Source organism: Bacillus sp. ISL-75, from assembly GCF_018613095.1.
On record NZ_JAGGQX010000067.1, the window covers coordinates 20265 to 27333 of the forward strand.

Consider the following 7069-nt stretch of genomic DNA (forward strand, 5'->3'; position numbering starts at 1 on the left):
ACCTCTCGTCCTCCTTATGTTTATTATAATTCCTTATTTTACTAGAACCATTGCGAGATGTATATGTCCTTTTAGTAGGATTATGTTGAAATTAAGTGAAATTTGTAAAAGATTGTTGTTAGGTCGTTGGAATGGTGTCAGCTGAAAAGGGGGTTTAGGTTTAGGAGTATTTTACTGGGAGGTTTCTTCCATTCTGGCGCTAGTATCACGGTGATTCTCTATTAAATCCGCTAAATTAATTGATAATTCCGTCGATATTCCCATTTTCGCTGTCAAATCAGGAAAGATTTACAATTTTTTTACCGAAACACTAGCAAACTATGGTAAAATTAAAAAAAATGTGTAGAAAAAGAGGTGATTTGCTAGATGAAGAAAACCATTGTTCGCGCCTTATCGACAGCTGCCCTGCTTTCGACCGTTTATGCAGGTACTGCCCTGGCCGATACATACAAGGTCCAAAAAGGCGATAGCTTATCGAAAATCGCTCAAAAATACCATACGAGTGTCAAAGATATAAAATCAGCAAACGGATTGAAGTCGGATTTTATCTCCGTCAATCAAATGCTCAAGATTACAGTAGCAAGCAAACAGACTCAAGCTTCACAGCCAGCCACTTACACCGTTGTAAAAGGTGATGCCTTAATTAAGATTGCCAACCGTTTTCATGTAACTGTTGGTGAACTAAAGCTGTGGAACAAGCTTGATACGACGATTATTCATGTCGGACAAAGGTTAACGGTGGCAGCTCCTAAACAGACAGCGACCGCAGCAAAACCTGCTCCGAAGCCGACGACATCATCTGCAAAGCCAACAACAGCAACCACGCCACAGACAACTACAGCAGCTACCAGTGTTTATACGGTAAAAAGCGGCGACTATCTTGGCAAGATTGCTGGGCAATATAAAACAACTGTAAGCAATTTGAAGTCACTTAACAAACTAAAATCCGACATGATTTATGTTGGCCAAAAGCTGAAGGTTCCGGCGCAAAAGGCACCAGCAGCTCCTGTGAAACCTGCAACACCGAAGCCACCCGTAACAACCACACCGCCGAAAACACCGGCTACTCCACCACCTGTTGTACAAACGGAAGTGAGGGATTATATCGTGAAAAACGGGGATACGCTTGGGGGAATCGCTGGACACTATCAGCTTACCGTCAAGGAATTAAAGGCGCTCAATAAACTAAGCTCTGATCGAATTTATGTCGGCCAAAAGCTGAAGGTTCCTGCGACTGTTACTGCTACTGCTACTGCTACTGCTACTGCTACTGGGCCGAAGACTGAACCAACGGTTGACTCTGATTTCGCGCCAAAGATGATCGCGAGTGCCAAGAAACTAATTGGTGTTCCATATGTTTGGGGTGGCAGTACTCCGTCTGGCTTTGACTGCAGCGGGTTCATTTATTATGCTGCCAAACAAGCAGGGATGGAAATTAGCCGTGTTTCTGCTGCTGGCTACTATGACCGTACATACTATGTCGACACGCCCAAACCAGGCGATATTGTCTTTTTCGAAAATACATATAAAAAAGGGATTTCCCACTTAGGAATCTACCTCGGCAACAACCAATTCATCCACGCCACTGATTCAGGTGTGATGATTTCCAATTTGCAAAGCCCGTATTACCAGGCCCACTTCGAGAGCTTCAAAAGATTTTATTAACAATTTTACATTTAGTCCGAATTTTTAGTTCTTAAGATTCTCAAAGAATACTAAACTAATAAAGCAATAGTAAATATGTTTTAATCACATCATGATCAACTAAGGGGGCTCATTAATGGAATGGTATTTGAAAGTATTAAAGCAGTATGTAGGCTTTTCAGGACGAGCACGCCGGAAAGAATACTGGATGTTTTATCTATTCAATGCAATTGCAATGATTGTCCTAAGCGTGTTAGACCGAGTCTTAGGAACAGACCCATTTTTATATGGGCTTTATTCCTTGGCTGTCCTGTTACCAGGATTAGCTGTGACCTTCCGCAGACTGCATGATACCGGTAGAAGCGGCGCGTGGATATTAATTGCTCTGATTCCTTTTATCGGTGCGATTGTCCTAATTGTCTTTATGTGTATGGATAGCCAAGCCAATGACAACCAATTTGGGCCAAACCCTAAAGCCAAGTTCTAGTTTTTTAACCGCCTTTTATGAAGGGCGGTTTTTGTTTTGGAGGAAATCGGGAGATTTCCTTAATTAGCCCTGATTTGGTACACGATCTACCTTTTAAACTGATTCTAAGTTTTCTGAGTCTGCGATTCATCTCGGAGCCAAGGATCAGTCGCAACCTTGTGTAAGGTATAAGTAACGAAAATAGAGTTCATTTTTAATAATTTCCTGTCCTGACTATAAAGAAAGAATAAAATGGATAACCATTCCTGACACGATGGTTATCCATTACACTTAACTATTTTTTACTATCTCTTGCGGCTTGTTTCCTAGCTTTTTTACTTTGGGTCAGCTCGCCTCCAAATTCTGTATCTGCTTTATTACCTCCAGTATGCGGCTGATTTCGATTGTTATTACGGTTTGTCATTCGTATTCCCTCCTCTGTCATCATATGTAGATTTTCCTTGAAGTTTCAAATAAGCCATCGTTTGAAGTAACGTAAGTAGGATCGTTTGCTTCCTAAAACGTAAATTTTAGCGACTAATTTTATAGTGCTTTTTTACCATTAGATTTATTCTCTAAATAATAGGATTTTCAAAGAATAAATTGCTGACAAAAAACGCTTGGAAATCCCAACCGTCTTTACGTGTTAATTTTATTGTTAATATTAAAGCAAATTCAACTGCTATTTTTCATGTGAATTTATTTGTTAGAAATCTACCTTCAACTACTTCAATATCATAGATACTTCTCCATTCGAATATCCGTCCACATTTTACCTTGCCAATATGTAAATTTTTCGATCCGGCCAATTTCTTTGTAGCCCAGCTTCTGATAGAGTTTCTGTGCTTGTTTGTTAAATTCAAACACGCCTAATTCAATCCGCTTCAGCCCTTGCTTCTTAATCTGTTCCTCCATATATTGAATCGCTAGATAACCAATCCCATTGCCTCGTCCTTCGGATTCACCAATAGTGATTCCAATCCAGGCGGTCCCAGGCTCCTTTTTGTAGAGATAGTTTGGATCGACTACATAGTTCATTTCACCGGTCAACTGGTCATTCAGATAGATAAGATAGATGTGATGTTCTCCCATGCGTTTGGTTAAGTCCTCCAGGGACATTTCTTCACGACGTTCCATTTCCGATTGGTTTTGGTTCGGGCGAGTCAACGGAATTAATGCTGGGTCGTTTTCCCAACGGTTAAACACCTCAACGATGTTTGAGGTAGGTTCAGTTAATTTTATAAAATTAGTCGTCATTGTGCTCTCCTCTCAAATCTGCTCCATAATTATTCATCCTTTAAGATGGTGCTAGGAAATGGTAGTTGATCTAGTGAAAAAAACATTGCTCTACCATCTTCCTTTTCAGGATACATGATATAGTTTGACTTAGTTATGATTTTTTCATTTTTTCATCAATAACTATAAAATGAGGTGTATTTTAGTTGAAAGTGATTGAAACAGAACGATTGGTCCTTCGCTGGTTAACGCAAGATGATGCCAAACTGGTAACTGACACCAGACTTTTGGTTACAGATTACCCCCAAAAATACGTTTGTGGGAATCAGACTCCTTGTTCTACAAGCTATTCTACAAAGACAATCGGGTGCAACGGCACCGAAAGGTGCTAAACTAATTTTGTCATTCCCACATATAAGACCTGTTATTTAACCGCCTTTTACGAAAGGGTGGTTTTTGTTTTTGAGGAAATCGTGAGATTTCCTTAGCAGTATCAAAGATTGATACACACGAACGCTTCGATTACGGTGTCTACGTTGTCTGATTCTGGGATTCATCTCGGAGCCAAGGAAAGGTCGCAACCATGAACGAGGAATAGGGACCGAAGACCCGAGTTCATTTTTATAAAAGTTCCCTTTTTTAATAAAAACCCTGCTATTTATTTATGTGATACAATTTTTATCGGCCACTTTCAGGATTTATCTGCCGCTTTGAGCATTTTATCGGCCACTTTACGATTTTATCGGCCACTTGCCTTTTTCCACCGCCAAACCTCTTTCAAATATCCCATTACAAAAAAGATGCACCAATGTAGTACATCTTTAAAAATATTCTGGTTTCGTCCATTTGTGAATCCAAGTGACAATTTCCTCAAAGGATACATCTGGCTGTTCTGGATCCACGATTTGAACGCAAAACTCCTCTGCCCTTTTCGGATGGACAATATTATGAAAAAAAAGCACTATTCCTTAACAAAGGAAAGTGCCTAGATATTTTGAATTGAGTGAGAGATTGTACTCACTTTTAATCCTTTATTATAGTGCAATTTCTTTTTTTGTATCTTCGATGTCGATTTAATTTTGTTATATACCAGTATATAATCAAAATTCTGTAAACATAGTAAGACAAAGTACTTAAACTTTTTGTAACAGCTTCAAAGTATTAGACATAGAAGTAAAGAAATTCTTTATATTTTCGTTCTCAATTATCCAATTACAATTCGCATCACTTGGAAGGTCACCCCTTGTTATCCTCCAAGGATATTCCATATGTGTCAAGTCTTCAAGAAATTTAGGCTCATATTTACTGTACTTATCCCACACCCATTCTAATATTCTAAATTGATCTTGAGTTAAATTTAAATCTTCAATATTGACATTAAAATCATTAATAATCCGACTATATCCAAATGTTTTATATTTCTGATAAACGTCAGGTATTACTGGACCGTGCTGCCAAGCTTCAAACTGTGCATTAAATAAATTGTGATCAGTATATGCAATCGTCCAACCTTGTGCATAATACATTAATTTCTGTAATTTTAATGGAGATACCTTTAAATTTTCATTTTCCTCAATCTCCTGTCCTTTAATAATAAAAAACCTTTCAACTTCATCAACACTTACTTCATTCCAACTATCTACCGGTTGAATCTCAATAAGATTTAGCTTATCTTCAAAACCCTTTAGGATATCTGCAGACTTTAAAATATCTAATAAAAATCCGAGCCTTTCTCTCAACCCTTGTTTATCTTTTCCTTCAGGTATTTCATCCATATTGCTCTCGAAAAGTGTTTTCATATTTCTTGGGTCTCTTAACATTTTTAATTGATTATCATGTTGTTTAGATTGTAGTGCGCCATTTTCATATCTAGAAAGTGTTGCAGGACTACATCCAATGAGTTGAGCCAATAAACGTATACTTATGTCATATATCTTTTTTCGGATATAGTTTATGTCCTCTGGCTGTAACATATTTTTTTCTCTCTGTATTTCCGATACATTAATTTAAAATTTTCATTACCCAGTTCATTATTAGGAATAATTTCACCACACTGGCTGCATTTATAATGTTTCGCATCATATACAATTTCTTCATCTTGGACCATTTCTTTAGTTGGTATTAAAACAATTTCAACTGGTGTATGTTCATAACAATTAACACACAATTTCCTAAGCATTCAGATTCATCCTTTCGAATCGCGAATTTATTCAATTTTACTCAATATATTAAACGTTTTGTACGCTAAGGGTTAATCTCATCCCCTTAGCGTAAACGTCACGTTTCTTGTTAAAGTAATAACTTACTTGAAAGGGTATTCGATTACAAAGTCAGCTTTATGAAAGGAGATGCAGCAACAAGACGTATCAGACCCTATATCAACCAAGCTGAACTTTACATATACCTCCATTGTGACCAAACCCGAAATTTTCATCACCCTTCACCTTCTCATATAGGAATAAAGGGAGAAAAAGGACAGGGTCCATATTTGGAATTTTCTTGAATCTTATATACTTCATCTTCTTCAATTTTTTCATGTAAAATTAGTCGGCAGGAATAATAGGGTGAGTTGGCATGTTGAGAAGATTGCATTAGTAAAGGCTGTCGAGATTTGCTTCGACAGCCAACTGTTTAATCATTTTTGAGAATACTTTTTGACCAAAACAAACAACCTTACCTCATACATGAATACAGGGGCTTGCGGTTGTTTGTTTCTGTCATCGAGGCTGCTAGAAAGGTCGGAATGAAGTTTGAACGAATGATTTTGCTCGCTCATGGTAGGTAGGAGCTTCAGTTGTTTGTTGTTAAATATTAAAGGCTGGTTTTGCAAACTTTATTTTCATGGACATCCTACTAAGAGAATTTACTAAGTTTAAGAATGAATTGAAGCTATTCGTGCCCGCCATTGGTAAAAAGCTCGGACACGGTAACGATTAGCACCTATTCGTGATCTGTTAATGATTGCTGTTGATATTCTTATGGTACAAAAGGGGATAAACATAAAATTATATTTATATAATTTTGTAATGAAATTGTAATTTGGCTGTGATGTCTCTGTTACACCTTCCTAGTATATTTAAACTATCAAATCACACTAGGAGGTAACAATCATGCTAAAGAAATTCATCGTAGCATTTGTCATTATCGTTTCTTGTGGCTCTTTGTTTGCTAACATGGGTGATAAAGCGGAAGCAGCGTATTATAATACAAAGGCAGTTGCGGTTGCAAAGTCTAATTTAGGAGTACCTTATCGTTGGGGCGGAATGTCAACAAGTGGCTTTGATTGTTCAGGTCTTATTAAATATTCCTATGCAAAATCTGGAAGAGCGCTAAACAGAACAGCCGCTCAAATGTTCTATGGAAACGGATATCGTATCTATAATTATATACAACCAGGAGATTTAATGTTCTTTGCTCCAACCAAGGCAAGTCAGCCGACACATGTTGCCATGTATATCGGGAATGGTAAAATGATTATGTCTTCTTCATCAAAAGGAGTCATGATTACAAGCACAAACAACCCATATTGGCATCCAAGATATATTGGAACAAAACGCGTTTAAATACCATCTGGTAAGTTAAATATATATAAGCATCAAAAAGGATTAAATTTAAAAGCCTGTATCGATAATAACTAAGTTATCATCGATACAGGCTTTTTCTTTTTTAAACTAAAGCACCCGTTAGCCATCCATGAAGCTCAAAAATCAGCGCTTCACCACA

7 protein-coding genes are annotated in these 7069 nt (G+C 37.5%); 3 read left to right on the forward strand and 4 right to left on the reverse strand.

The features are described 5' to 3' along the window. The first annotated feature begins 366 nt into the window (after positions 1 to 366). On the forward strand, positions 367 to 1665 hold the full coding sequence (locus J7E63_RS24945; protein ID WP_215017485.1) for a C40 family peptidase: 1299 nt from the start codon (positions 367 to 369) through the stop codon (positions 1663 to 1665). Between the two features lie 115 nt (positions 1666 to 1780). Then, positions 1781 to 2131 carry a DUF805 domain-containing protein gene (locus tag J7E63_RS24950; protein WP_215017487.1) on the forward strand — a complete coding sequence of 117 codons (351 nt, stop codon included), beginning with the start codon at positions 1781 to 1783 and terminating at the stop codon, positions 2129 to 2131. 274 nt (positions 2132 to 2405) lie between these two features. On the opposite strand, the gene J7E63_RS30230 is transcribed toward J7E63_RS24950, so the two are convergent. The 4 genes from J7E63_RS30230 to J7E63_RS29845 all read right to left on the reverse strand — a co-directional run bounded on the left by J7E63_RS30230 (position 2406) and on the right by J7E63_RS29845 (position 5525). After that, positions 2406 to 2534 carry a hypothetical protein gene (locus tag J7E63_RS30230; RefSeq protein ID WP_256942508.1) on the reverse strand — a complete coding sequence of 43 codons (129 nt, stop codon included), beginning with the start codon at positions 2532 to 2534 and terminating at the stop codon, positions 2406 to 2408. A gap of 311 nt (positions 2535 to 2845) precedes the next feature. Then, a complete protein-coding gene (locus tag J7E63_RS24955) occupies positions 2846 to 3367 on the reverse strand; it encodes a GNAT family N-acetyltransferase (protein ID WP_215017489.1) in 522 nt (173 codons plus the stop codon). A gap of 1112 nt (positions 3368 to 4479) precedes the next feature. After that, complete coding sequence (locus J7E63_RS24960) at positions 4480 to 5319, reverse strand: type II toxin-antitoxin system antitoxin SocA domain-containing protein (RefSeq protein WP_251033748.1); 840 nt, start codon at positions 5317 to 5319, stop codon at positions 4480 to 4482. Next, positions 5298 to 5525 carry a hypothetical protein gene (locus J7E63_RS29845; protein WP_251033749.1) on the reverse strand — a complete coding sequence of 76 codons (228 nt, stop codon included), beginning with the start codon at positions 5523 to 5525 and terminating at the stop codon, positions 5298 to 5300. The genes J7E63_RS24960 and J7E63_RS29845 overlap by 22 nt, the downstream gene beginning before the upstream one ends. Positions 5526 to 6456: 931 nt before the next feature. Here J7E63_RS29845 and J7E63_RS24965 point away from each other — a divergent pair. Next, a complete protein-coding gene (locus J7E63_RS24965; protein ID WP_215017491.1) occupies positions 6457 to 6909 on the forward strand; it encodes a C40 family peptidase in 453 nt (150 codons plus the stop codon). Positions 6910 to 7069 lie beyond the last annotated feature (160 nt).